The following is a 23,011-nucleotide window of genomic DNA, read 5'->3' on the forward strand; positions in this document are numbered from 1 at the left end:
CAATGGCCCCGCCCCTTGATCCACCGCCGCTGAGCGCCGATCTTCTGCTGCGTGCTTACGCCATGGGCGTGTTTCCCATGGCCGAAAGCCGCGACGATCCGCGTGTCTTCTGGGTGGACCCCGAGGCGCGCGGCATATTTCCACTCGACGGCTTCAATATCTCGCGCAGCCTTGCGCGCACAATCCGGCGCGCACCCTTTCAGATCGCCCTGAACCGTGATTTCACGGGAACCGTCGCCGCCTGTGCGGACCGTGACGAAACCTGGATCAACACCACGATTTTCGGCCTGTACAACGACCTGCACCGCATGGGCCATGCGCATTCGCTGGAACTGTGGGACGGTGATACGCTGGTCGGCGGTGTCTATGGCGTCACGCTGGGGCGGGCCTTTTTCGGGGAAAGCATGTTTTCGCGCCGGCGGGATGCCTCGAAGATAGCGCTGGCTTATCTGACCCGGCACCTGTCAGACACGGGGTTCACCCTGTTTGACACGCAGTTCCTGACGCCACATCTGGCCAGTCTGGGCGCGGTGGAAATCCCACGTGCGGCGTATCACGAGATGCTGGAGCAGGCGCTGTCGCACGGGGTCGCTGATATCACGTCCCGGCCCTTGCCCGATGCTCACTCCGTCGTGCAGCGCAAGACCCAGACGTCATAGCGTTGATGGTCCAGCGCGTTCAGCGCCGGGGACGACGCGATCATCCAACCTTCGAATGTGGTCTGGTCATCGTTGCCATCGCGGATCACCAGCCAGGCATACGCATCCCCGGACGGGTTATCCGTGGGATAACGGCATTCCCCCAGCGTGACACGCAGTTTGCCCAATTCGACCGTGTCCCCAACCTTCATCGAGAAATCGACGGGCATACCGGACACCTTGTCCAAACCGCGCAACAGCGCGCCGGTGGCCTTGCCGGTTTCGGCCGTGGCAGAAAGGGCCGACACGGCCAGCGCGGCGGCGGTCAATGCGACCCTGATGATCACTGGCTATCCTCGCTTCCAGCAACATATTTCAGCAAAAGCTGCACAAGGCTGACCGACCCTTGCGTGTCCTCAATCTCGGCACCCGGTTCCAGGTTGAAGGGCGATCCACCGGGCAAAAGCTCCACATAAGACCCGCCCAGCAGGCCCTCGGACGAGATGATGATGGCGGTGTCATCCGGCAGGGCCACGTCGGATTGCACCGTGAAATCTGTGTCGGCGCGGAAGGTTTCCGGGTTCAGTTCGATCCCCGTCACACTGCCCACCTTGACGCCGCCCAACCGAACATCCGTCCCGACCGAGATCCCGTCGGCGGTGCGGAACGACGCGGTATAGCTGTGGCTGGCGCCAGTCCCGGACAAGCCAACGATCTGGCCGGCATACAGGAAGAACCCGACTGCCGCGGCCAGAACCACGCTGCCGGTGACGACTTCTGTTGTGTGGCTATCGCTCATGGCAGCCCCTCTCAAACAGTGAATACGGAATGCGGGTCTGACGGCGCTTGCGGCCTATTCTGGTTGCCAGGCTTCATAGTCGCGGCGATCCGCCGGTTCGGCCTGACGCAGCGATCCGGCAGGCGCATAAGCCAGCGGAGTGCCAGTCAGGTTGTCCTGATGCGGCTTTTCCCAAGGTTTACGGGCCAGCGGCGCCTCGGCCGGGCTGTTGTCGAACGTGTGGTGCAACCAGCCATGCCACTCGGGGCTGACGCGACTGGCTTCGGGTTCGCCGTTGTAGATGACCCAGCGGCGGCTGTCGTCACGGTTGCGATAAAAGGCATTGCCTTGCTCATCCTCACCCACCTTCACGCCTTTGCGCCAGGTAAACAGACGGGTGCCAATGGTTTCGCGGTGATACCAGGTCAGCAGGGACAGGATGAAACGCATGTCAGTCTCCGGTTTTATTCACACTTCATATGGCGCAAGCGGGCCGGAAGGTCCAGTGTTTTGCGCCGGAATGGGCGGGCTTTGCGCAAAATGCGGCGGCTTGGCGCAGTTGTGTCGTGCAAGTAAAAAGCCACCGCGCGGGCGGTGGCTTGATTTTCGTTCAGGTGATGCCCCCTGCAGAGCAGGTCAGCTTGCGCTGACCTCTTCCTTCGCGGGTTCGCCATAGATGATCAGGGGCTTGGCGTCCGAGGTCACAGCCTCTTCATTCACCACGACCTCGTCGACATTCTCAAGCCCCGGCAGATCGAACATGGTGTCCAGCAAGATGTCTTCCATGATCGAACGCAGGCCACGTGCGCCGGTCTTGCGTTCGATGGCGCGTTTGGCGATGGCCTTCAACGCATCATCAGTAAAGGTCAGTTGCGCGTCTTCCAGTTCGAACAGGCGTTGGTATTGCTTGACCAGCGCGTTCTTGGGCTTGGTCAGGATGGTGACCAGGGCTTCCGCGTCCAGATCTTCCAGCGTCGCAATGACGGGCAAGCGCCCGACAAATTCCGGGATCAGCCCGAACTTCAGCAGGTCTTCCGGCTCAAGTTCTTGAAACAGCTCGCCCACGCCACGATCGTCGTTTTCACGCACGTCCGCGCCAAAGCCCATGGCCGAGCCCTTGCCGCGCTGCGCGATGATCTTGTCCAGCCCCGCAAATGCCCCACCACAGATGAACAGGATATTGGTCGTGTCGACTTGCAGAAACTCCTGCTGCGGATGCTTGCGCCCGCCCTGTGGCGGAACCGAGGCCACGGTGCCTTCCATGATTTTCAGAAGCGCCTGTTGAACCCCCTCGCCCGACACGTCGCGGGTGATCGAGGGATTGTCCGACTTGCGGGTGATCTTGTCGACCTCGTCGATATAGACGATGCCACGCTGGGCGCGTTCGACATTGTATTCCGACGCCTGAAGCAATTTCAGGATGATGTTTTCCACATCCTCGCCGACATAGCCGGCTTCGGTCAGCGTGGTCGCGTCCGCCATGGTGAAGGGGACGTCCAGAATGCGCGCCAGCGTTTGTGCCAGCAGGGTCTTGCCGCAGCCCGTAGGGCCGATCAGCATGATGTTGGATTTCGCAAGTTCGATCTCGTCCCCGGCCGCAGCGGCGTGGTTCAGGCGTTTGTAGTGGTTGTGAACCGCCACAGACAAGACGCGCTTGGCGTGGGCCTGACCGATCACATAGTCGTCCAGAACCTGACAAATCTCGATCGGGGTCGGCACGCCATCGGCGGCTTTCAGGCCCGTCGTCTTGGTTTCTTCGCGAATGATATCCATGCACAGTTCGACACATTCGTCGCAGATGAACACGGTCGGGCCCGCAATCAGCTTGCGCACTTCATGTTGGCTTTTGCCGCAGAACGAACAATACAGAGTGTTCTTGCTGTCGCCGGAAGAATTATTCGCCATCATCTCGTCCTATAGGGTCCACGCCGGAACCCGGTTTGCGCCCGATCGAGCGGTCTTTGCTACCTTTCCTGCAAGTTTAGGGCAGTGTCCGGGCAGGCACAATCCGGTTTTTCCCGTGCCCTGCCCGGTGTGATTTGCCCTGTCAGGACGGGTCAGGCGCTATTCCTCGTCACCGCCCTTGCCGCGATTCTCGACGATCTCGTCGATATGACCCCAGTCTTTGGCCTCTTGCGGCGACATGAAATTGTCGCGCTCCAACGCTTTTTCGACATCCTTCAAGGCGTTGCCCGTATGCTTCACATAGATCTGGTTCAGCGTGTCCTTGACCTTCTGGGTCTCGGCTGCGTGGATCATGATATCCGTTGCCTGCCCTTGGAAGCCGCCTGAAGGCTGGTGCACCATGATACGTGAATGCGGCAGCGAGAAGCGCATTCCCTTTTCCCCGGCCACGGACAGGACCGACCCCATCGACGCCGCCTGCCCGATGACCAGTGTCGACACCGCGGGCTTGATATACTGCATCGTGTCATAGATCGACAGACCCGACGTCACCACCCCACCAGGCGAGTTGATGTACATCGAGATTTCTTTCTTGGGGTTTTCAGCCTCGAGATGCAGAAGTTGTGCCACGACAAGGCTGGACATGCCGTCATGCACCGCGCCATTCACGAAAATGATCCGCTCTTTCAGCAGGCGCGAGAAGATGTCATAGGCCCGTTCGCCCCGTGATGTCTGCTCCACCACCATGGGCACAAGAGTGTTGTTATAAATTTCAAGAGGATCGTGCATTTCAGCCTGCTTTCATGTTCACGCCAGCGCCGTTGGTTCGGCCCCTGACGCATGATGTTAGTGTCCGTGCAAAGGGGCTGCAAGGGGGGGTAATCCCCCGTTTGGACCCCGTTCGGCACAATCGGGTCCGGGATGCCCGAAATTGGTTAACAATTTGCTGATCCAAGGGCGGTTGGATGTCCCAAACAAAAAACGGCACCCGATAGGGGTGCCGCTGTTTGATGTACTGGCGTCCCGCCATCAGCCGGGGCTCATCCCGCGCAAGCGCTCCGACCGTCGGCGCAGAAGCTCGACAATTGTCAGCAATACGATGGACACCGCCACAAGGATCGTGGCCACCGCAAGGATGGTCGGGCTGATCTGCTCGCGCAGGCCGGTGAACATCTGCCACGGCAGGGTCTGCTGCTTGGCCGAACCGACAAAGATCACCACGACCACCTCGTCAAACGAGGTGATGAAGGCAAAGAGCGCGCCCGAGATGACCCCCGGCAGGATCAGAGGCATCTGCACCCGGAAGAAGGTCGTCACCGGATCGGCTCCCATATTGGCTGCCGCCCGCGTCAAGGACCGGTCGAACCCAACCAGCGTTGCCGTCACCGTGATGATCACGAAGGGAATGCCCAGCGCCGCATGCGCCAGCACAACACCCCAGTAAGTGCCCGCCAGATTGATCTTGGAATAGAAGAAATACATGCCGGCGGCCGAGATGATCAGCGGCACGATCATCGGTGAAATCAGGATCGCCATGATCGCCCGGCGCGCGGGCACGTGCGGCTGGCTCAGACCGATGGCAGCCAACGTGCCAAGTGACACGGACAAGATGGTCGCCACCGGCGCGATCTTGATCGAATTCCACAACGCATTCTGCCAGTCGGGGTTCGAGAAGAAATCGCGGTAGTGCTTCAGCGAATACCCCTCCGGGTCCAGCCGCAGCATTTCAGGCGTGAAGGTAAAGAAGTTTTCGGCGTTGAAGCTGAGCGGGATCACCACCGCAATCGGCGCGATCAGGAAGAAGAAGATCAACCCGCAAATCACCAGGAACGTATAGTGCCAGATGCGCTGTCCGGTCGTCGCATAAGGAGGAAGTTTGGCCATGTCCGTTACCCCAGCTTCACGTTGTCGATACCGACGATCTTGTCATAGGCCCAATACAGGACCAGAACGACCGCCAGAAGGATCGCCCCAAGTGCCGAGGCCAGACCCCAGTTGAGCGATGTCGAGATATGGAACGCAATCTGGTTCGAGATGAACGTCCCCTTCGTGCCACCCACCAACGCGGGCGTGATGTAGTAACCGATTGCCAGAATGAAAACGAGGATCGAACCCGCCCCGATACCCGGAATGGTCTGCGGGAAATAGACCCGCCAGAAGGCCGTCCAGTCCGTCGCGCCAAGGCTTTTCGCCGCCCGCAGATAGCTGGGCGGGATGGTCTGCATCACCGAATACATCGGCAGGATCATGAAGGGCAGCAGAATATGCGTCATCGCGACGATCGTGCCGAACTGGTTGTTGATGATGATCAGGCGGGCGTTGTCATCGACCAGCCCGATCCATACGAGGATGTCATTGATCACCCCCTGTTGTTGAAGCAGGATTTTCCAGGCCGATGTACGCACCAGAAGCGACGTCCAGAACGGCAGCAGGACCAGGATCATCAACAGATTGGCCTGTCGGGTCGGCAGGTTCGCAAGCAGCCATGCCACAGGATAGGCCAGCAGAATGCACGAGAAGGTAATCAGCAGCGACATCCACAACGTGCGAACCAGAAGGTTCATGTAGATCCGCTCGGATTCCGGGCGCATTTCCGGCCCGTCAGCTCCCACGCGCATGTCCACGGCATTCAGGAAGTAACCCGAGGTGACGCTGGGCGAATAGGTCTGGATGGTGCGCCAGATCCCCGGATCGGCCCAATCCTTGTCCAGATCAATCAGTTCCTCTTTCCAGGGTCCGCCATTCTCGATGTCGAATTTCTTGGCTTTTCGGCCGGTCTTTCGGAACACCGACGCGATGCCAGGATATTCATAGTTCAGCCGGGAGCCCACCTTGGTATGGGTCTTGGCCTCTGACGCCTCTTTCAGATCGGCGGCCATCGCGGCAAACACCGCTTCGTCCGGCAACTCGCCCGAGTTCGCATCCCAAGACGACAAAGCCTCGACCGAGCGCGGCAGGGTCTGAACGACGATCTTGTTTTCCACCGAACGGTACAGCATGTCCGCAATCGGCAGGATAAAGCTGATCAGGATGAACAGCAAAAGGGGTGCGATCAGCAACAGCGCACGCAGCTTCTGCCGCCTGAGCGCCTTCGCCAGACTGCGTTTCAGCGGTGTTCCATCTGCGGCCAGTACGGGGCCGCTCGTGTTGGTCGTATCGCTCATGTCATCCCTGTCAGCGTCAGCTTTTTGTTGGTTTTGGGGTGGGAGGGGCCGATCGGCCCCTCCCGAAAGCCAGGATTACTTGGCCAGCCAAGCCTCGAACTTGGCGTTCAGATCGTCGCGGTTGTCAGCCCACCATTCATAGTCATAGATGTGAACGTTGCCGGCATTTGCGGGATCGGTCGGCATATGCGGCGCCATGTCGATGCCCAGCTCGGCATGTTTGCCAACCAGCGGAGCCGACGATTTACGTGCCGGACCATACGAGATGTACGCGGCCTGATCGGCCAGACGCTGGGTGTCGGTGGCGAACTTCAGGAAGTCCATGACACGCGCCTTGCGATCTTCCGGCAGACCGGCGGGAACAACCCAACCGTCAAGGTCGAAGGACTGCATGTCCCACAGCATGCCGATCGGCTGGTTCTGTTCGGCAATGGCCGAGAACAGGCGACCGTTGAAGGTCGATCCCATCACAACTTCGCCGTCAGCCAGAAGCTGCGGAGTTTCGGCACCAGCCGTCCACCAGACGACCTGATCCTTGATAGTGTCCAGTTTTGCCAATGCCTGCGCGACACCTTCATCTGTGCCCAGCGTGTCATAGATGGCATCCTTTTCCACACCATCGCAGTACAGCGCCCATTCCATATTGTCGATCGGACGCTTTTGCAGCGCACGCTTGCCCGGATAGGTCTCAAGGTCGAACACATCGCAAACCGTGGTCGGCGGGGTGTCACCCACCAAATCGGTGCGATAGCCGAACGTGGTCGAATACACGATCTGCGGGACAAAGCAGTCCGACACCAGCAGATCGCCGAAGTCTTCCGAGGCCGAGGTGCCATCGGGCGCAGCCGCCAGAACTTCGTCGTGGTCCAGCTCTTCTGCCAGACCTTCGTCACACAGACGCATCGCGTCGGACGCCACGGCGTCGACCAGGTCCCAGGTTACGTTGCCGGCTTCATTCATCGCGCGCAGCTTGGCCACGGCTTCTGCCGAGCTTTCGTCCCAGGTCACGCTGACCTCGGGGTGCATTTCCAGATACGGCTCGACATATGCCTTCACCTGGCTTGCCTGATAGGCTCCACCCCAGGAAACGAGAGTCAGCTCGTTGGCCATGTCCTGTGCCGAAACCGCGCCAGCGGCGGCGGTCAGGGCTGAACTGGCCAAAAGAGTCTTCACAAGTTTCATACTTAATCTCCCTAGTTATCCCCGTTCGATTCGTCGGGTTCGCATGAACGGGAACATTGCGAACCTCTGGCTAAAATGCCCGGCGCCCCTGACGGGCGCCGAAGCAAATCAAATCAGGCGTCCAGCGCGCGGCAATCCGTGGGCAACCAGCCAATCTCGATCTGCTGACCGGGGGTCAGGCGTTCGACATCCGGCGCGTTCCGGGTCTTGATGATGAAATCGTCATTTCCCGCCACCCGAAGACGCGTGCGGAAGATGTCGCCCATATAGATGAACTCCAGCACCTCGGCTTTCAGGGTGTGCACCCCTTCCTGCAAACGTTCCTTGTTGTATTCCACACGCTCGGGGCGGATCGACACGGTGGTCCGATCCCCGACCTTGGAGACGTTGATAGGTGTCGCATCAATGATCTCGCCATCATCCAGCTTGACGATGCAGGTATCACCTGTGATCTCGGTCACCACACCTTCCAAGGTGTTGTTTTCACCGATGAACTGGGCAACAAAGCTGTTCTCCGGCCGCTCGTAAAGCTGATCGGGCGGGGCAAGCTGCTGGATCCGGCCATCGTCGAACACGGCGACATTGTCGGACATGGTCAGTGCTTCGGTCTGGTCGTGAGTCACGTAAACGGTAGTGATCCCCAACTGGTGCGCAAGGTGGGTGATTTCGAACTGCATCTTTTCGCGCAACTGCTTGTCCAGCGCGCCCAGGGGTTCATCCATCAGCACAAGTTCAGGCTCAAACACCAGCGCCCGCGCCAGGGCAACGCGCTGCTGCTGTCCACCCGACAACTGGGCCGGGCGACGCCCACCGAAGTCACCCATTTCCACCATATCCAATGCGCGTTTGACTTTCGCCTCGCGGTCGGATTTGCCGATTTTGCGCACTTCCAACGGGAAGGACAGGTTTTCGGCAATCGTCATATGAGGGAACAGCGCGTAGTTCTGGAACACCATCCCGATGCCGCGCTTGTGAGGTGGGATATTGTTGATCGGCTTGCCACCAAGCCGGATGTCGCCGTGCGTCGCGGTTTCGAAACCGGCCAGCATCATCAGACATGTTGTTTTGCCAGACCCCGACGGCCCAAGCATGGTAAGGAATTCGCCCTTTGCCACTGACAGGTTCAGGTCTTTGACGACCAGCGTTTCCCCATCATAGCTTTTCTGGACACGATCAAAAACGACGAAGCCGTCGTTGGAAGCTGCATCAGCCAAGTGACCCCCCTGGTCTATGTTTTTCTTTTCGTTTGTTGGGCATAAGCCAACACGAACCCAACGTGAATTTCAACAGCAAATCCGCAGGCTGTCGCGAAAGTTTGACCTCGCGACAGCCATAGCCTCTACCCAAATCTGCTGATTTCAGGGTTCGATCGCGACATGTTTTGCGAATTTCGCGTCATGCCTGCACGATGTTGTGCTCGGGCCCATACGGGAAGCCGGTAATGTTCTCGGCGTCCGTTTCGCCAACAACAAGAATATCGTGCTCCCGATAGCCACCGGCACCGGGTGTGCCCTCAGGCAGGAACAACATCGGCTCCATCGACACGACCATGCCGGGCTCCAGCACCGTGTCGATGTCTTCGCGCAGCTCCAGCCCGGCTTCGCGGCCATAATAGTGCGACAGCACCCCGAAACTGTGCCCATAACCGAACGAGCGGTATTGCAGCAGACCTTCGCTTTCGAAGAATTTGTTGATCTCGGCAGTGATGCCCGAGCAGGTCGCGCCGGGTTTGATCAACGAAATGCCCAGTTCATGCGCGGCGACATTGGCCTCCCAGATGCGCAGGCTTTCCTTGTCCGGATCGCCGATGAACAGGGTACGCTCCAGCGCCGTGTAATAGCCCGAAATCATCGGGAAGGTGTTGAGCGACAGGATGTCGCCAGCTTCCAGCTTGCGCGTTGTCACCGGGTTATGGGCGCCATCGGTGTTGATGCCAGACTGGAACCAGACCCAGGTGTCGCGAATCTCGCTGTCCGGGAAAGAGCGTGCGATCTCTTCTTCCATCGCATCGCGGCCGGCCATGGCGATATCAATCTCGCGCGCGCCGACCCGGATCGCATCACGAATGGCCGCGCCACCGTGGTCGGCAACACGCGCGCCCTCGCGGATCAGGGCAATCTCCTCAGCCGATTTCACCATGCGCGCCTGCATGGTGTCCGGGGCGATGTCGGTGAAACTGGCACCTGCCAGGAACTCTTCGGCCAAGGCCCGCTGTGCCAAGGTCAGGTGATCGCCTTCGATCCCGATGGACTTGGCCCCACCCATGACGTCTTTGACAGCACGCCAGTAGTTGTTGCGCTCCCAATCCGTATAGATGACGTTTTCACCAAAGCTGCGCCGCCAGGGCTGGCCCGCGTCGATATTGGCCGACACAGTGGTGCAGCGATCCGCCGTCACAACGCAGCCATAGGGCCGCCCGAACGAGCAATACAGAAAGCCCGAGTAATAGGCGATGTTGTGCATCGACGTGAACAGAACCGCATCAATCCCACGGTTGGCCATGATCCCGCGCAAGGTTTTCAACCGGCGCTCGTATTCCGCATTCGAGAAGGGCAGCGGGGCTTTTTCGCCATTTTCACAAACAAAAAACTGTGTGCGTGACATATCTCAGATCTCCGTATTCCGAGGCCGAGATGGATGTGCCCGGCCAACCAAACTCCCCGGCGTGCAGGGCAGTTGATCTCCGGACCTTGCGCGGGCTATGGAGCCGATGCGCAGGGCAGCGACGCCATCGCTGCGGATGGCGCGATTTTTGGCGAAGGATCGGGATTCTGTCAATTTCAAAATTGCGGCGTCACAGCGTTGCGCGATCCACCACAAGAACGCCATCGGTGACCCGGTCGCCGGGATGGGTGACAACCTGCTCTCCTTCTGCAAGGCCGGACAGGACCACGGCTTCATCGCTGTTGCGATGGCCCAGCGTCACCTTGCGCTGCGTGACGTAATCGCCGTCGACCACGAACACGGCCCAATCCACACCGTCGCGAAACAACGCCGACAGAGGCACGATCACGCCTTCGCCCTGCCATTCGACGATGCGCAAAAAGACGCGAAAGCCGTGACCCAGCGCCGTACGATCCTGCTTCGGCGTCAAAAGGTCCAGCACCACACGCACGCGTTGCTCTTCGATGCCCAGTGCCGAGACCTTGGTGAACCCGGCTGGCTCGATCACACGCACACGTGCCGACAGCGACCCACCACCGCCCCACCTGTCGACATAGGCCTGCGCGCCGGGCGTCAGGCGCACCGCATCGGTTGAAAGGACTCCGGCCGTGATCTCAAGATCATCGGTTTCGCCGATGGAAAGGATCGGGGCTCCGGGCAACACCGGTCGCGCGCTTTCATTGGCAACGCTCAGCACCTTGCCCGAAACGGGGGCCTTCACATCTATGCAGCAGGCGTCGTCCGGTGCGGGGTCGTTGCGGTCGCGCGGCTCGATCAGGGTGGCCCGTTGCGCGGACAGTTCCGCCACCCGCATGTCATAGGCCGCATGGGCGCTGTCCAGTTTCGCGGCGGCCACATCGACGCCCAGTTCGGCATCCTCCAGCTGTGCCTGTGGGATGGTGCCGCGTGAATGTAGGTCGTGCAGCCGGTTCAGAATGGTCTGTGCATGGGCCAGATCCGCTTCGGCCATCAAGATCTGCGCCTCGGCCACCGACACCGCCGCCGTGGCCTGTGCCACCGCCGCTTCGGCCTGCGCCCGTGACCGTACATCCAGAAAAGCCGGGTCTCCGGGGGCGATCCGGGCGACGACGGTTTCGCCAGCCGTCACCATGTCGCCGATCGACACCGGGCTGCGCGCCAGGTGACCCGCCACGGGAGCAGACACGTCATAGACATCGCGCACCCGGGTGCGGCCTTCGACGTTGACGGTCACCTCGATAGGGCCACGCGCGATGGTGGTGATGTCGACGGGCACCGGTTCGGGTTTGGTCGCGACATAGGCAAATCCTGCCACGGCCACCACCGCGACCCCGGCCAGTATCGTCTTGCGCATGTTCCAGCTCATCGGGTTACTCCCTTGTTTTCATCACGGCGACCAGGTCCATCCGGTCGATCCGCCGCCGCACGATCAATGCCGATACGACCGATGCCACCGCCACAACGCCTGCCGCCCAACCATAGGTTCCGCGCGACACGACCAAGGGGATGGAATACAGATCGCTGTCAAAACTTGCGACCATCGCCCCGGCCAGCAGCCGACCAATCACCAGACCAAGCGGGATCGCCGCGGCTGTCAGCAGGAAAAGCTCGCCCAGCAGGATATAGCTGACCTCGCCACGGGTGAAACCCAGGATACGCAGGCTCGCCAGCTCGCGCGCGCGTTCGGAAAGCTGAATGCGGGCCGAGTTATAGACCACGCCGATCGCAATCAGCGCCGCCAGGAACGAATTGATCGTGGTCGTCATACCCGCGTTCTGGGCGATCGTATCGGTGAACGACTGCCGAACCTGCGCCAGCAATGTCAGCCCCGCCACCGCCGGTGCCGTCTTGATCGACTGAAACAGATCGTGCTCGCGCGCAGGATCGATCAGCAGATTGGCCTGCGTGACCTGCACGGGCTGATCCAGCAGCCGCGCCAGAGCCTCGGCATTCATATAGGCACCCAGCCCGAAATACTGCCCGGCCAACCCCGTCACTTTCAGACGGTGCTGGCTGTCGGGAATGGTCAGAAACTCGACTGTCACCGTGTCGCCGACCGAAGCGTTGATGTGATCTGCCAGTCGCCGGGCCAGGACGATACCGTGTTCCGGTTGAACGAGGTTCCGGGTTTCGACATCAAACACCCGCGACAGTGTATCGTCGGGCCGCCGGCCCTCGACCGCAATGCGCCGGGTTAAATGACCGTTGGTCAGTCGGACAGGCATCGTCCACACCCCTTCTGCGGACAACACGCCGGGCAGGTTGGCGACATCTTCCAGAACACCTTCGGGCCGTTCCAGGGCAAATTGCACGATCGCATCCTGCCGGTTGATCTGCACAAAGCTCACGTCCAGCAACTCGTCCATCGCATCGAACATGAACAGGGCCGCGATCATGACCGACGCCGAGGTGGCAATGCCCAGCGTCGTCAAAGCAGCCCTCAGAGGCCAGCGTCCGATGGCGCGCAGGATCATCATCGTGGGCTGGCGCGGTTTCAGCCAGACAATCAGATGATCCAGCAAGCCGCGCCTGAACCGGGTGGGCGCCGGGGGGGCCATGGCCACCGCCGGGCTCAACCCGACCACCCGCCGCACCGCACTGATCGCGCCCAGCCCCGCCGCCAGAAGCCCCGCCGCAGCGGACACCGCATAGATCGACGGGTATTGCACGAAGACCAGATAGGGAAAATGAAAGAACTCGGAATACAGCCGCGCCATGCCCCGGCCCGCCAACATCCCGAAGCCCCAGCCAAGCGACACCCCAAGGCAGCCGATCACAAGTGCCAGCTTGATATAGTGCCAGCTGATCTCGACCTGCTGATAACCAAGCGCCTTCAACAGCCCGATCTGCTCTCGCTCCAGTGCGATCAGTCGCCCCAGAACCATGTTCACCAGGAAGGCCGAGATGACCAGAAAGATTGGAGGCACCACCTGGGCCATGACGGCAAGCTGCGTCAGCTCGGCGTCAAGGAACGCGTTCGAGGTCTGGTCCTTGCGTGGATACGCCCCCGTACCGCCATAGGGCTTCAGCAGATCATCCAGCGCATCCGTCACCGCGTCGACGTCGGCATCGCGCGACAGTTGCACCGACACCGCGTTGAACGCACCGGTCAGGTTGAAGGCCGCGCCCAACACGTCCTCGGCCATCCACAGGATGCCGAAGCGTCGGTCATCCGGCATGATCGAGTTCGGGCCGATGGTATAAATGAACTCCGGGCTGAGGGCGGTGCCGGTGATCGTCAGATCGCGTTTCTGCCCGTTCAGGGTGACGCCGAACGTGTCGCCGGGTGTGAACCCATGCGCGTCCGCGAAGTTCTGGTTCACCAACACCTCGCCGCGCTGCCCCGGTTCGGGCATGCGCCCCTTGGTGATTGTCGGAATATTCAACGCGGGCAAACCCGAGGCGGGAAAAGACAAAACCTGCCCCACGGCAGGTTCGGACATATCGGCAACATCCAGAATGGCGAAATCCGAGATCCGTGTGTCCACGCGCATGATCCCATCTATGGACAATATCTCGGCCGCCAGGGCATCAGGCGCGCGCGAGGCGGTGGCAAACAGATCGCCGAACCGGTTGCGCTCATAGAAGGTATCGCGGGTTTCGCGCAGGCTGCGTTCGGCACCGTTGGACATGACCATGATCATCACGCCCACAGCCAGCACCGCCGAAATCGCCAGGCTCTGGGTCCAGAGCCGCCTGAGGTCACGCAGTAGCTTTCGATCCAGAACCCGCATCGCTACCACACGATCTCGGTGGGTTCGATCCGCTTGGCGTTTTCCCGGATCTCGGAAATGTCGCCATCGGCAAAAAACACGACCCGGTGTGCCATGGCCTGAATGCCCGCGTTATGGGTGATCACAAGGGTCGATGTGCCAAGCTCGGCATTGATCTTGTGCAGGGCTTCCAGCACCTGAACCCCGGTCTTGCTGTCCAGCGCGCCGGTGGGTTCGTCGCAAAGCAGCACCTCGGGACGTTTGGCAATCGCGCGGGCGATGGCAACGCGCTGTTGTTCACCACCGGACATTTCGGCTGGGAAATGATCCATGCGGTGGCCAAGTCCGACACGTTCCAATGCCTCTTCCGGGGTCATGGGGTCGGATGAGATTTCCGTCACCAACGCCACGTTTTCACGCGCGGTCAGGGACGGAACAAGGTTGTAGAACTGGAACACGAAGCCCACGTGATCGCGGCGATAGCGCGTCAGATCGCGATCGGACTTCGCGGTCAGCTCTTCGTCGCGGAACCAGGCCTTGCCCGACGTTGCCGTATCCAGCCCGCCCAGAATGTTCAGAAGCGTCGATTTGCCCGAACCCGACGCCCCCAACAAGACGATGATCTCGCCTGCCGGCACTTCCGCTGTGACACCGCGCAGGGCGTGGACGTCAACGGCCTCGGTCCGATAGGTCTTGGTCAGGTCCTGCATCCGGTAGATCGGAGTGCGGCTGGCATCGCTGTTGTCAGAGCCCATGGTTTCCACCGCTCTTCTGCTTTGGCGCTATGTCCGTGTCGCGCCTCAACCGGATGTTGTCATACCTGCCGGGCGTATCAACCCGTATTCGCCCCCGCCGTGTGGAAAAATCGTCGCAACCCACTGGACGCGCGGACTAACCCAGCGGCCGAACACCTTCGTTCGAAAGATGGACGGCCGACAACCGGCCAGTATGAAAGGCGCCGGTGTCGATTGCGACACGACCGTCCCGACACTCCACTTCGGGAACGATGGTGTGCCCATGGACGACCCATTGCCCGTCGGTCCGGGCGTGGCGGCGAAAATCAGGGTGGCCCCAAAGCAGCGCCGTCCGGTCTTGCCGTGGCATGTTGACAAACGGGTCCGCACCGGCATGCGTCACCCAGACATTGCCCGTGTTCCAGACCAGGGGCAGACCACGCAGCCAGGCCAACAGCTTCGGCCCCATGGCTTCTTGAAGCCCTCTGCGGATCCGCGCGACCTCGTCCGGTGTGGGGGAATTGGCGGACAGGCTGATCCCGAAGCTCTGCAAGGTCGCGACACCACCGTTGCGCAACCAGATCCGATGATCATGCAAGCTGCCATCAAGAAACGCCAACAGCATGTCTTCGTGGTTGCCCAGCAGGCAGGAAATCCGTTCCGGGTCGGTCGACTGAAGCGCGCACAAATGGCGCAGAACCGCCGCGCTGTCAGGTCCGCGGTCGATATAGTCGCCCACGAACACCACCGGCAGATTCGGCCCGTCCAGCGCCAATCTGCCCAGCACATCAGACAACAGGTCCATGCGGCCGTGAATGTCGCCGACCGCGCAAAACGGGCTGTCGGGCCGGATTGGCGCATCGAAACCGGGCACGGCTTCCCGCGCGGGTCTGGCTTTGCTTCGAGCTGTGAACCAACGCATGCGCCGCTGTGCCCCTTCTGATCTTCCCCGATACGACCTCTGTTCGCGGGGCTTCTGAGACCATAAGACGACCCGGGCACAGAACGCCAGTGTTGCTGCGACCGATCCGAAAGGTCGCGGCACCTCGGGGGCCCCTTGGGGCGACTCGCCTGTACAGTCCGTGCCCTGCACCGGATGCGCATGCCACGTCGGCGTTTTCACACCGTTTTCGGTCGCATCATTGGGCGAAAACCCGACCAGTCCCTGCCCCGGCTACCTTGATTGGCACAAGTCTGCCGATCGCGGACAGGTAAACAAGCATGGGATCGCCTATTCGCGCAGGGGTGGAGCAGACGACTCCACCTTTTTCGGTTTTCACCCTTTTTGGCCTGATCACTCACGGAGACCACCGGGCGAATTGGGGTGTGCTGTTTGGGCAATGCCGACAGCCCCCCATTCGTTTCCATTCCGGCCAAGGTGCATTGCCCAGTCGCGGCGTCGTGCCTGCTGCCCATCTCGTCCAAAACGGAGCGGACATGACCGATCCTGACCAACAATCCCGCGAACTTGGCCAAAGGCTGGCCGGGTTTCGATCCGACCTTATCGGCGTTGCTGTCTTCAGTGCGGCGGTCAACCTTCTGATGCTGACCGGCCCACTATTCATGCTGCAAGTCTATGACCGGGTTCTGTCCAGCCGGTCGACAGCCACCTTGGTGGCCCTGTTTGGCCTGGTGGTTTTTCTGTACTCGTTGATGGGGTTTCTGGACCATGTACGCGGGCGTGTTCTGGCGCGTGTTGGTGCGGGGTTTCAGGCGGCGCTGGACCGGCGGGTATTTGATGCCGTGCTGCGGCAGGCGGAAAATGTCGACCAGAGGGCGCGCCCGGCGACGGGGCTGCGCGATCTCAGCAGCATTCAGTCGCTGCTGGCCTCTCCGGCGCTTACCGCGCTGATCGACCTGCCCTGGGCACCAGCTTTCCTGGCCCTTCTGTTCATTTTCCACCCGATGATGGGGTGGTTCGCCCTGGCCGGAGGCACGGTTCTGTTCGTGCTGGCATTTGCCAGCCAACGCACTTCGAATACGGCCATGGCCGATGCCCGCCAGCACGCCGCCCGCGCCGACAGCCGCACCGCCGAGATGCGCAAATCCATCGAGACCATTCAGGGTCTTGGCATGAAAGAGCCGCTGACCAATGACTGGAGCGAGGTGCGCACCAACGCGCTGCGCAGCCGCATCCTTGCCGCCGACAAGCGCGGACGGCTCGCGGCAACCACCAAGGCGTTCCGGTTGCTGTTGCAATCCGGCATTCTGGCCCTTGGGGCCTGGCTGGTCCTGCGCGGTGAACTGACTGCGGGTGCAATGATTGCCGGCTCCATCCTTCTGGGTCGGGCGCTGGCCCCGGTGGAACAGACCGTCGCACAATGGGGTGCGTTTCAGGCGGCCGCACAAGGCTGGCGGTCTTTGCGCAACATCCTGTCCACCACCCCGCCCCGCCCTTTGCCGATGCGCCTGCCCGCGCCGCAAAGCCGGATGGAGGTCAAGGGACTGGCCGTGGCCCCCGCAGGTGTGACCAAACCGTTGCTGATGGGGGTCAGTTTCGATGTCCAGCCCGGCGAAGCTGTCGCAGTCATCGGGCCGAGCGCTGCGGGCAAATCAACCCTTGCCAAGGCGCTGACCGGGGTCTGGCCGACGCGCGCCGGGGAAATCCGGCTGGGCGGGGCCGAGCTTCACCAATACGCCCCCGACCGGCTGGGACGCCTGTTGGGCTATCTGCCGCAGGACGTGGTTCTGTTCCCGGGGACGGTGGCCCAGAATGTCGCCAGGTTCGATCCCGACGCCGACCCGGACGACGTTGTCAAAGCTGCCCAGGCCGCCGGGGCGCATGACCTGATCCTGAGCCTTCCGAACGGCTATGACACGATGATCACCGACGCAGGCAGCCTTCTGTCCGGCGGTCAGCGTCAGCGTGTCGGGCTGGCACGCGCCTTGTTCGGCGATCCGGCGGTCCTGATCCTGGACGAACCGAACTCCAGCCTGGATGACAGCGGCGTCCGGTCACTGAACCGGGCGATTTCGGACGCCAAGGCCGCTGGCCGGGCGGTTCTGATCATCTCGCACCGGCCATCGGCGCTGGCGCAATGCGAACGTGTGTTGCTGATCGACAAGGGCAAGATGCGCGCCTTCGGACCGCGTCAGGAAATCATGGACAAATTCGTCAGAAAAAGCCCGGCCGCCGTGCCGGTTCAACAGGAACGGAGGCTTGAACATGCCCAGTGACTGGAACGCGAAACCCTATATCGCCCAAGGCATATGGGCATTGGTCATCGGATTGGGCGGCTTGATCGCCTGGGGAACCTATTCCACCATCAATGCAGCCGTCGTGGCGTCAGGCTATGTCGAGGTTGATCAGCGCAAGCAGGTGGTGCAACACCCCGATGGCGGTGTCGTCGCCGAGATCAACGTGCGCAACGGTGATACAATCAAGGCGGGTGAAACGATCATCCTTCTAGATGACGCCGAGCTGCGGTCTGAACAGAACATCATCCGCCACGCCCTGTTTGAAGTGCAGGCCAATATCGACCGTCTGTCTGCAGAAGCGGTTGAAGCCGCGCAGATCACCTTCCGCCCGGCGCTTGTGGCGGATGCAAAGGGCGAGCCGGACCTGCACGCCATCCTGGAGACTCAGCAGACACTGTTTGACACGCGCCGCAAGACACTGAGCCAGACAGACGACCAGTTGCGCGAACGGCGGGCGCAATCCGAAGCATCGATCGTGGGGCTGGAAAAACAACTGGCCGCCAACCGTGAGCAGGCCGAGTTGACCAAAAACAACCTGAAGACCTTTCAGGATCTGTTGAACAAGAACCTGACTGAACGGTCGCAAGTGCTGGATCTTCAAAAGCAACTGGCCCAGATCAACGGCCTGACCGGCGAAACCGAGGCGCAAATCGCCGCCACGCGCAACGCGATCGCGGGATACGAGATCGAACGGCTGAAAGCGCGGTCAGAGCGGCAGGAAAGCGCACAGGAAGAGATCCGCAATCTGCAACCGCGCGAGGCAGAGTTGCAGGAGAAACTGCGGGCGGTCGAAACCCGCCTGTCCCGTCTGAACCTTACGGCCCCGGTCGACGGTGTGGTGTATGGCATGTCCGTCTTTACCGTCGGCTCTGTTGTCCCTGCCGGGGGCGAGGTAGCGGCGATCGTGCCAGACAACAGTCCCCTGATCGTGTCCGTGCAACTGGCCCCGACCGAAATTGACCGGATCACGGTCGGACAGGACGCAGTGTTGAAGTTCCCGGCGTTCAACGCGCGCACGACACCCGAGGTTTCGGGACAGGTCAGCCTGATCTCGGCGGATGCGATCACCGATGAAAAGACCGGACAGAGGTATTTCGCAGGCGAAGTCGAGATTGACCCCGCGGCGTTTGACCTTCTGGGCGAGAACGAGATCATCCCCGGCATGCCGGTCGAGGCGTTCATCCAGACCGGTGCGCAAAGCCCGGCCTCCTATCTGTTGAAACCTTTCACGGATTATCTGGACCTGGCGTTCCGCGAGGAATGAAGGCGGGCGCGGATGGGTGCAAACCCGCCGCACCTGCCCCGTTTGGCGACCGCTTGGTCGCGGTCGCCAAATCTCAACTTCATCTAGACAGCCAAGTTCGGCCCGCCCTAAAGTCACAGGGCGCCTTCCAATTGGAGATTCCGATGAAACCGATTTTCGCAACCGCCCTGATGTTCAGCTTGCTGGGGGCGACCTCCGCCCTTGCCGACAACCATTGTGCCGATGGCAAGACCCTGACCCCTGATGTTCTGACCATCGCCACCGGCAATCCCGCCTATTATCCCTGGGTGATGGATGACGATCCTGCCAGCGGCGCCGGGTTCGAAGCAGCCGTGGCCTATGAGGTGGCCAAGCGCATGGGATTTGAAAAAGACGCCGTGGTCTGGACCCGCGCGACATTCGATCAGTCCATCCAGCCGGGGGCGAAGGAATTTGACGTGAACCTGCAACAGTTCTCGATCACCGAAGATCGCGAAAAGGTGGTCGATTTCTCAGAGCCTTACTATTCCGCCGCCATGGCGGTTCTGGTGCGACAGCCAACGATTGACGGTGGCGCCACGGCCGACATCGAGTCGCTCAAGTCCCTGAAATGGGGTGTGATGGCAGGCACCACGGCGCTGGAAACCGTGAACGCCGTGATCGCACCGCCCGACGCGCCGCTTCTTTATGATGACAATGTAAACGTGGTCGAGGCGATGAAAGCCAACCAGATCGACGCGGCCTTGTTTGACCTTCCCACTGCGCTTTACCTTAGCGCCGTGACCTTGGATGATGGGGCGCTTCTGGGGCAATTCCCTGCCGATCGCAGTGAAAACCCGGACCAGTTCGGCATACTGATGGAAGAAGGCAGCCCGTTGAAAGCCTGTGTCGATGAGGCGCTGACCGCCATGAAAGAGGACGGCACCCTTGCCGCGATCGAAGCCGAGTGGCTGCAAGAAACCACCGGCGTTCCGCTGATCAAGTAACGACACGACCCATGAAAACGGCAAGTGCGGGCCTTACGGCCCGCCAAATCCATGAACGAAAGGCGCGACGCCGGTCGGTGATGATCGCAACGCTGTCCACAGTTGTCGTGGTCGGGCTGATCGTCATCTTCCTGCCGATGACACCGGGCTGGGACCGGGTGCGCAGCAGTTTCTTCGACGGCGAGATTCTGGCCAAGACCTTCCCGTCGCTTCTGTCTGCCTTTCGCTGGGATGTGGCCATTTTCCTGTGGTGTACTCCGGCCATTGCGATCCTTGGCCTGTTGATCGCGCTGTGTCGCGATGCCCGTGCACCCGCCCTGTTTCCCCTGCGCATCTTCGGGGTGCTCTACACCGACATTTTTCGCGGCGTGCCGGTGATCCTGATCGTTTTTCTGATCGGTTTCGGCGTGCCGGGCCTGGGCCTGCAACGCCCGTGGAACAGCCCCTATATCTGGGGGTCTCTGGCGTTGATCCTGACCTATTCCGCCTATGTGGCCGAGATCTTTCGCGCAGGCATAGAAAGCATCCATGAAAGCCAGCGCGCCGCCGCCAAGTCACTGGGCCTGTCACATGCCGACATCATGCGCTATGTCGTGCTGCCGCAGGCCATCCGCCGGGTGGTGCCGGCCAATATGAACATGCTGGTTGCATTGCAAAAAGACGTCGCACTGCTGTCCTTCATTGGCCCGGTCGAACTCCTGCGGCAGGCTGGGGTGCACAAATCCCTTCTGGCAAACTTCACACCCTATGTGGGGGCTGCAATCATCTTTCTGGCGGTCACGATCCCCGTGACCCGCTTTGCCGATTACCTGATCGCCAAACAGAACAAGGCGCGCAGCTGATGTCCGTGTTGCGCCTGTCAAATGTCACCAAGTCCTTCGGCGCGACCCAGGTGTTGCGCGGCATTGATCTTGAGGTCAACGAGGGTGAAATGATTTGCCTGATCGGCGCGTCAGGGTCCGGGAAATCCACCCTGCTGCGCACAATCAACCTGCTGGAGCCGATTGACGAAGGCGAAATCTGGTTCGATGGGCAGGACATTTCACTGCCCGATGTTGCCCCGCAACCCATCCGGCGCAAGATCGGACTGGTGTTTCAGAGCTTCAACCTGTTTCCACATATGACCGCCGTTGAAAACGTGCTGCTCGCGCCGTCGCGCGTGTTCAAACGGTCAAAGAAAGACCTGCTGCCCGAGGTGATGCAACTGTTTGAGCAGTTCAACCTGAAGGACCGGATGCAGGCCTATCCGGATCAGTTGTCAGGCGGCCAACAGCAACGCGTTGCCATCGTGCGCGCGCTGGCAATGCGGCCCCGCATCATGCTGTTTGACGAAGTGACATCGGCCTTGGACCCGGAACTGGTCAGTGAGGTGCTGGACACGCTCCTGAAGCTGAAGGCGCAGAACATGACAATGATCCTGGCCACCCATGAGATGGGGTTTGCCCGCGAAGCTGCCGACCGGGTCTGTGTGCTGGATGGGGGCAAGATCATCGAAACCGGCACCCCGGATCAGATCTTCAATGCCCCGCAAACGAAACGCGCGCAGGCATTCCTGGCCTCGGTTCTGTGACGAGCACCCACGGTGCGTTACCGTTCATTGGCGCCCTTTCCGGCCAGTATCTTGTTACGAAACCGGTCAATGCGGGCAAAACGCGTGGCTGACTTCTTCGCCGACGTCAGATTGATCACATAGCTCCTTTGCCGTCCGGGCGTCAGCGCGTCGAAGGCAGACGCCAGGTCGGGATCTGCCGCCAGAACCTCGACCAATTCGTCGGGCAGGTCAAAACTGGCTTCGGTTTTTCGGGGCAGAATGCCGGCTTCGGCATATGATGTCGCCTCGGCAAGATAGGATCGGATCACCGGTGCCAAGGCCGTGACCTGTGTCGGATCGGTAAACCGGATCAGACAGGGGGTTTGGGTGTTCGGCCCCGGTTTTTCCAGAAGTTTCTCTGGGTCTTTCATCAACGCGGCGTTAAAGAATGTCAGGCGGAAATCACCGCGAAACGCGCCGATCAACGCGATGTTGCGATCCCCAAGCATATAGCAGGGATGCCCCCATTTCACGGTCTCGGACAGCCCGGCGCCCAGACATATGGCGCGCAGGTCGTGCAATCCGTCCGCCCAGATCCGGGTGGAGCAGTCAGGCGTGGCAAAACGCCCGCATCGCCCGCAGCCATCGACGAAATAGTCATCCACATCGGTGATCATCCCAGACCCCTCCTGGCCGACCCGCCCGGGTAAACGCTCACGCTGCCGGCAAAAAACCTCCAGGCTACCCCAATTCCTTGACAATCGACTTGCGTGCCAGCGCGATCACGATCAGCGAAACACCGTTCGAAATCAACTCGATCGCCAGATAGACCCCCAGCACCACCGCCGCCGATTGCGGGAAGTTCGAGAAGATCATCAAGGCCAGAATGATGGACAGGGCGGCGGACGCAATCATGATCCAGCGAAAGGGGCGAAATTCGGCCCGGAACGCCAGGATCAGCCGGAACAATCCGGCCATCATCAACATAATCGCTATTGTATAGGTCAGGGCCAGCATACCTTGCAGCGGGTTCGCCAGCAGGCTGATCCCCAGCAGAAGAAACAGCACCCCGAGCAGAAGCAGCGACAGGCGCGCGCCCCAACCCTGATCGCGAAACGCCGAAATCGCGACAATCAGACCGATCAGCACGAAAGACCAGCCGACAAGGATCTCGGCGGTCAACGACGCAGCCAGCGGATTGGCCAGTGCCAGAACCCCGCCGACAAGCGAAATGATCCCGGCGATCATCCAGAATATCCAATGTCGCATAGCTTTATCCTTTCATGTTGAACTGAT

At 60.7% G+C, this 23,011-nt stretch carries 21 protein-coding genes and 1 pseudogene; 6 read left to right on the plus strand and 16 right to left on the minus strand.

The genetic code is table 11. The annotated features are described in order from the left end of the window. The first annotated feature begins 2 nt into the window (after nt 1–2). The gene (aat, locus tag IE188_RS04420; protein ID WP_191285219.1) at nt 3–659 is read left to right on the plus strand and encodes a leucyl/phenylalanyl-tRNA--protein transferase; all 657 of its coding nucleotides are present in this window, start codon (nt 3–5) and stop codon (nt 657–659) included. Here the strand turns inward: aat and IE188_RS04425 are convergent. From IE188_RS04425 to IE188_RS04490, 14 genes and pseudogenes are all read right to left on the minus strand, one after another. Then, a complete protein-coding gene (locus IE188_RS04425; protein ID WP_407648164.1) occupies nt 623–985 on the minus strand; it encodes a DUF2155 domain-containing protein in 363 nt (120 codons plus the stop codon). The genes aat and IE188_RS04425 overlap by 37 nt on opposite strands. After that, complete coding sequence (gene mlaD, locus IE188_RS04430) at nt 982–1,437, minus strand: outer membrane lipid asymmetry maintenance protein MlaD (protein WP_191285220.1); 456 nt, start codon at nt 1,435–1,437, stop codon at nt 982–984. Before mlaD ends, IE188_RS04425 begins: the two co-directional genes overlap by 4 nt. A gap of 54 nt (nt 1,438–1,491) precedes the next feature. Then, on the minus strand, nt 1,492–1,866 hold the full coding sequence (locus IE188_RS04435) for an NADH:ubiquinone oxidoreductase subunit NDUFA12 (RefSeq protein WP_191285221.1): 375 nt from the start codon (nt 1,864–1,866) through the stop codon (nt 1,492–1,494). Nucleotides 1,867–2,052: 186 nt separating this feature from the next. After that, on the minus strand, nt 2,053–3,321 hold the full coding sequence (gene clpX, locus IE188_RS04440) for an ATP-dependent Clp protease ATP-binding subunit ClpX (RefSeq protein WP_191285222.1): 1,269 nt from the start codon (nt 3,319–3,321) through the stop codon (nt 2,053–2,055). 159 nt (nt 3,322–3,480) lie between these two features. Continuing rightward, entirely contained in the window at nt 3,481–4,110 is a 630-nt protein-coding gene (locus tag IE188_RS04445) for an ATP-dependent Clp protease proteolytic subunit (RefSeq protein WP_191285223.1), read from the minus strand. Between the two features lie 240 nt (nt 4,111–4,350). Continuing rightward, nucleotides 4,351–5,196, minus strand: a pseudogene (locus tag IE188_RS04450) (ABC transporter permease); the annotation flags it as partial. Between the two features lie 14 nt (nt 5,197–5,210). Continuing rightward, nucleotides 5,211–6,485, minus strand: a complete 1,275-nt coding sequence (locus IE188_RS04455) for an ABC transporter permease (protein WP_191285225.1) — start codon at nt 6,483–6,485, stop codon at nt 5,211–5,213. 75 nt (nt 6,486–6,560) lie between these two features. Beyond that, nucleotides 6,561–7,667 carry an extracellular solute-binding protein gene (locus IE188_RS04460; RefSeq protein ID WP_191285226.1) on the minus strand — a complete coding sequence of 369 codons (1,107 nt, stop codon included), beginning with the start codon at nt 7,665–7,667 and terminating at the stop codon, nt 6,561–6,563. 113 nt (nt 7,668–7,780) lie between these two features. Next, nucleotides 7,781–8,881 (minus strand): ABC transporter ATP-binding protein, encoded by a 1,101-nt coding sequence (locus tag IE188_RS04465; RefSeq protein ID WP_191285227.1) that lies wholly within the window; start codon nt 8,879–8,881, stop codon nt 7,781–7,783. Nucleotides 8,882–9,062: 181 nt separating this feature from the next. Further along, a complete protein-coding gene (locus IE188_RS04470; RefSeq protein ID WP_191285228.1) occupies nt 9,063–10,271 on the minus strand; it encodes an aminopeptidase P family protein in 1,209 nt (402 codons plus the stop codon). Nucleotides 10,272–10,461: 190 nt separating this feature from the next. After that, nucleotides 10,462–11,676 (minus strand): efflux RND transporter periplasmic adaptor subunit, encoded by a 1,215-nt coding sequence (locus IE188_RS04475; RefSeq protein WP_191285229.1) that lies wholly within the window; start codon nt 11,674–11,676, stop codon nt 10,462–10,464. A gap of 4 nt (nt 11,677–11,680) precedes the next feature. Beyond that, on the minus strand, nt 11,681–14,044 hold the full coding sequence (locus tag IE188_RS04480) for an ABC transporter permease (RefSeq protein WP_191285230.1): 2,364 nt from the start codon (nt 14,042–14,044) through the stop codon (nt 11,681–11,683). A 2-nt stretch (nt 14,045–14,046) separates the two neighbouring features. Then, nucleotides 14,047–14,778, minus strand: coding sequence for an ABC transporter ATP-binding protein (locus tag IE188_RS04485; RefSeq protein WP_191285231.1), 732 nt, complete (start codon nt 14,776–14,778; stop codon nt 14,047–14,049). 136 nt (nt 14,779–14,914) lie between these two features. Then, entirely contained in the window at nt 14,915–15,679 is a 765-nt protein-coding gene (locus IE188_RS04490) for a metallophosphoesterase family protein (RefSeq protein ID WP_191285232.1), read from the minus strand. Between the two features lie 515 nt (nt 15,680–16,194). On the opposite strand from IE188_RS04490, the gene IE188_RS04495 reads away from it, so the two are divergent. The 5 genes from IE188_RS04495 (at nt 16,195) to IE188_RS04515 (ending at nt 21,754) form a co-directional block, all read left to right on the plus strand. Then, nucleotides 16,195–17,934, plus strand: coding sequence for a type I secretion system permease/ATPase (locus IE188_RS04495; RefSeq protein ID WP_191285233.1), 1,740 nt, complete (start codon nt 16,195–16,197; stop codon nt 17,932–17,934). Then, a complete protein-coding gene (locus tag IE188_RS04500) occupies nt 17,924–19,219 on the plus strand; it encodes an HlyD family type I secretion periplasmic adaptor subunit (protein ID WP_191285234.1) in 1,296 nt (431 codons plus the stop codon). Before IE188_RS04495 ends, IE188_RS04500 begins: the two co-directional genes overlap by 11 nt. A gap of 143 nt (nt 19,220–19,362) precedes the next feature. Then, on the plus strand, nt 19,363–20,184 hold the full coding sequence (locus IE188_RS04505; protein ID WP_191285235.1) for an ABC transporter substrate-binding protein: 822 nt from the start codon (nt 19,363–19,365) through the stop codon (nt 20,182–20,184). Nucleotides 20,185–20,195: 11 nt separating this feature from the next. Continuing rightward, nucleotides 20,196–21,026 carry an amino acid ABC transporter permease gene (locus IE188_RS04510; protein WP_191285236.1) on the plus strand — a complete coding sequence of 277 codons (831 nt, stop codon included), beginning with the start codon at nt 20,196–20,198 and terminating at the stop codon, nt 21,024–21,026. After that, nucleotides 21,026–21,754 (plus strand): amino acid ABC transporter ATP-binding protein, encoded by a 729-nt coding sequence (locus IE188_RS04515; protein ID WP_308442432.1) that lies wholly within the window; start codon nt 21,026–21,028, stop codon nt 21,752–21,754. The genes IE188_RS04510 and IE188_RS04515 overlap by 1 nt, the downstream gene beginning before the upstream one ends. Before the next feature lie 17 nt (nt 21,755–21,771). Here the strand turns inward: IE188_RS04515 and IE188_RS04520 are convergent, their stop codons facing one another. Together IE188_RS04520 and IE188_RS04525 are read right to left on the minus strand one after the other, a co-directional pair. Further along, nucleotides 21,772–22,392, minus strand: a complete 621-nt coding sequence (locus tag IE188_RS04520; RefSeq protein ID WP_191285237.1) for a YdeI/OmpD-associated family protein — start codon at nt 22,390–22,392, stop codon at nt 21,772–21,774. A gap of 64 nt (nt 22,393–22,456) precedes the next feature. Further along, nucleotides 22,457–22,984 (minus strand): HdeD family acid-resistance protein, encoded by a 528-nt coding sequence (locus tag IE188_RS04525; RefSeq protein WP_191285238.1) that lies wholly within the window; start codon nt 22,982–22,984, stop codon nt 22,457–22,459. Between the last annotated feature and the right edge of the window lie 27 nt (nt 22,985–23,011).

Origin of the sequence: Aliiroseovarius zhejiangensis (assembly GCF_014656375.1) — a bacterium.
Lineage (GTDB): Bacteria > Pseudomonadota > Alphaproteobacteria > Rhodobacterales > Rhodobacteraceae > Aliiroseovarius > Aliiroseovarius zhejiangensis.

Excerpts from the sequence above, each read along its gene's own strand:
- aat (WP_191285219.1), top strand. The coding sequence starts at position 3 with ATGGCCCCGCCCCTTGATCCACCGCCGCTGAGCGCCGATCTTCTGCTG.
- mlaD (WP_191285220.1), bottom strand. The coding sequence starts at position 1,437 with ATGAGCGATAGCCACACAACAGAAGTCGTCACCGGCAGCGTGGTTCTG.
- IE188_RS04435 (WP_191285221.1), bottom strand. The coding sequence starts at position 1,866 with ATGCGTTTCATCCTGTCCCTGCTGACCTGGTATCACCGCGAAACCATT.
- clpX (WP_191285222.1), bottom strand. The coding sequence starts at position 3,321 with ATGGCGAATAATTCTTCCGGCGACAGCAAGAACACTCTGTATTGTTCG.
- IE188_RS04445 (WP_191285223.1), bottom strand. The coding sequence starts at position 4,110 with ATGCACGATCCTCTTGAAATTTATAACAACACTCTTGTGCCCATGGTG.
- IE188_RS04455 (WP_191285225.1), bottom strand. The coding sequence starts at position 6,485 with ATGAGCGATACGACCAACACGAGCGGCCCCGTACTGGCCGCAGATGGA.
- IE188_RS04460 (WP_191285226.1), bottom strand. The coding sequence starts at position 7,667 with ATGAAACTTGTGAAGACTCTTTTGGCCAGTTCAGCCCTGACCGCCGCC.
- IE188_RS04470 (WP_191285228.1), bottom strand. The coding sequence starts at position 10,271 with ATGTCACGCACACAGTTTTTTGTTTGTGAAAATGGCGAAAAAGCCCCG.
- IE188_RS04475 (WP_191285229.1), bottom strand. The coding sequence starts at position 11,676 with ATGAGCTGGAACATGCGCAAGACGATACTGGCCGGGGTCGCGGTGGTG.
- IE188_RS04480 (WP_191285230.1), bottom strand. The coding sequence starts at position 14,044 with ATGCGGGTTCTGGATCGAAAGCTACTGCGTGACCTCAGGCGGCTCTGG.
- IE188_RS04485 (WP_191285231.1), bottom strand. The coding sequence starts at position 14,778 with ATGGGCTCTGACAACAGCGATGCCAGCCGCACTCCGATCTACCGGATG.
- IE188_RS04490 (WP_191285232.1), bottom strand. The coding sequence starts at position 15,679 with ATGCGTTGGTTCACAGCTCGAAGCAAAGCCAGACCCGCGCGGGAAGCC.
- IE188_RS04495 (WP_191285233.1), top strand. The coding sequence starts at position 16,195 with ATGACCGATCCTGACCAACAATCCCGCGAACTTGGCCAAAGGCTGGCC.
- IE188_RS04500 (WP_191285234.1), top strand. The coding sequence starts at position 17,924 with ATGCCCAGTGACTGGAACGCGAAACCCTATATCGCCCAAGGCATATGG.
- IE188_RS04505 (WP_191285235.1), top strand. The coding sequence starts at position 19,363 with ATGAAACCGATTTTCGCAACCGCCCTGATGTTCAGCTTGCTGGGGGCG.
- IE188_RS04510 (WP_191285236.1), top strand. The coding sequence starts at position 20,196 with ATGAAAACGGCAAGTGCGGGCCTTACGGCCCGCCAAATCCATGAACGA.
- IE188_RS04515 (WP_308442432.1), top strand. The coding sequence starts at position 21,026 with ATGTCCGTGTTGCGCCTGTCAAATGTCACCAAGTCCTTCGGCGCGACC.
- IE188_RS04520 (WP_191285237.1), bottom strand. The coding sequence starts at position 22,392 with ATGATCACCGATGTGGATGACTATTTCGTCGATGGCTGCGGGCGATGC.
- IE188_RS04525 (WP_191285238.1), bottom strand. The coding sequence starts at position 22,984 with ATGCGACATTGGATATTCTGGATGATCGCCGGGATCATTTCGCTTGTC.